Raw genomic sequence first — 1,744 nt, 5'->3', positions numbered from 1 at the left:
TGAAAAAAGCCTCAAATGATTGCAGAGCAATTATTTGAGGTTTTGAGAATTCTGAATTCTTTTGAAATTAAATCCGATCGAATATCTGCGGAATGTGGGCTATAATTTGATTAATATTTTTCCAGCAAGAATTCTCTGTGCCAGCTTCTAAACCACTCCATTGATATAGATGTTGCAGCATCTCAGGGTCTAACCAGTCAATTTTTTGCACTAAAGTGCGATCGGCTAATTTAGTAGCGGTTCGTGCGTCTGCACTACTTTCGACAATCACTACAAACTCAATCATTAATTTCTCCTGCAACCACCCAATCTTCTCCCTCCGCATCCCAGAATTCTCCGGTGGTTAAAGTTTGTTTTGCCCATTCTACATCAGGATGTTCATCTAATCTTTTGCAACGAGTCACACCGGAGTTATTGTTACTTAATACATGAACTTGAGACGGAGTAAGTTCATCCACAATGTAGGGAGAATGGGTGGAAAAAATAATTTGCAGGTTGTTGTTTTGTTGAATAATTTCTTTAAAAACAGCGATTAATTCTCGTTGTGCTTTTGGGTGGAGTCCCTGTTCGACATCATCTAGTAACACTAAATTAGGTTGAGTTGGATTTATCAAAACAGTCAGTAATCCGAGGGCGAGCATTGTTCCTTCGCTAATCGCATGGGCTGGAATGCGTTTACCAGTATTCATGTCTAGGACAACTTCTTGCCCTGTCATTTCCTGACTTTCTTCGTAGGAGATAGATTTGCCATCGACTTCGATTAAGCGTTGGCGATTTACCATAACCTTGGCTCGTTTTACGCCTACTTCGCGTACACCTGGTACAATCCGTTTCAACATTTCTTGTAAAGATTGAAACTTATCTGGAGCTTCGTCACGAAGATAGTCTAAGGTAGGTGCTAAGCCTGAACCATCGAACTCAACTCGCGGAATGATTGCATCGCTGTAAGCTGCTTTAGCAAGATTAGTAGCTACTAGCTTAAGATGAACTGAGTATCTCAAAGATTCAGGAATTGGCTCTTTCGTAGTGATTAAGGAAGTTTTAGACATTACTTTCCTATATTCCTGGTTTTTATCGGCCTTCCATGATGCTGTCGGAAACCAAGAATGATTAACTCTTTGTCTCCAGTCATAAGAAGCTTCCCAATCATTACGCTCTTGGTCTCCCCAAAAACCATTTGCAGTAACAGACATATTATTTTGCCCAATAGTTGTAATAAATTGAGGCGCTCTTTCATCCTTAAAAATATCTTCAAATGATGAATTAGTAAGCTGACTGAGATAATGCAATGCTTGCAAAACGGATGTTTTACCAGAACTGTTTTGTCCTACGAGGGCGTGTAAGCCTGAATTGTCAAAATTAATTTCTGTATCTTGATGACTTTTGAAGTTATGAAGTTTTACCTTTTCTAGCATTGGATTGCTAACACCATTTCATACAGTATACTAGCGATTTCAGTCGCGGATTCCCCAATTAATACTCATCGACAAAATCTGGATGAAGCCACAGAAATTCGCGGCGCAATTACTTCGGGAGCATCTCAGTTTTGTTGTTATAGTGCTGTCCACTCCGAGCGAGTATTATACAGCTCGCTCTTGGTGGACAGCACTGCAAGCAAGATGGTTTTTGCAAAAATGTGATGCTCCCAGAGCGCTGAAGCGCAACTACGTACCTTTCCGGAGCGCTGAAGCGCAACTACGTACCTTTCCGGAGCGCTGAAGCGCAACTACGTACCTTTCCGGAG

2 protein-coding genes are annotated in these 1,744 nt (G+C 41.0%); both read right to left on the bottom strand.

All coding sequences use genetic code 11. The features are described 5' to 3' along the window. Positions 1 to 67: 67 nt before the first annotated feature. Positions 68 to 286, bottom strand: a complete 219-nt coding sequence (locus JGK20_RS34160; protein ID WP_293233825.1) for a hypothetical protein — start codon at positions 284 to 286, stop codon at positions 68 to 70. Beyond that, positions 279 to 1,415 (bottom strand): ATP-binding protein, encoded by a 1,137-nt coding sequence (locus JGK20_RS34155; protein WP_293178347.1) that lies wholly within the window; start codon positions 1,413 to 1,415, stop codon positions 279 to 281. The genes JGK20_RS34160 and JGK20_RS34155 overlap by 8 nt, the downstream gene beginning before the upstream one ends. Between the last annotated feature and the right edge of the window lie 329 nt (positions 1,416 to 1,744).

It is taken from the genome of Microcoleus sp. PH2017_05_CCC_O_A, assembly GCF_020738785.1.
Taxonomy (GTDB): domain Bacteria; phylum Cyanobacteriota; class Cyanobacteriia; order Cyanobacteriales; family Microcoleaceae; genus Microcoleus.
The sequence above is the reverse complement of the archived record's forward strand: the minus strand, read 5'-3'. Positions and strand labels throughout refer to the sequence as shown.

Coding starts and splice junctions, on each gene's coding strand:
- JGK20_RS34155 (WP_293178347.1), bottom strand. CDS start 1,415: ATGCTAGAAAAGGTAAAACTTCATAACTTCAAAAGTCATCAAGATACA.
- JGK20_RS34160 (WP_293233825.1), bottom strand. CDS start 286: ATGATTGAGTTTGTAGTGATTGTCGAAAGTAGTGCAGACGCACGAACC.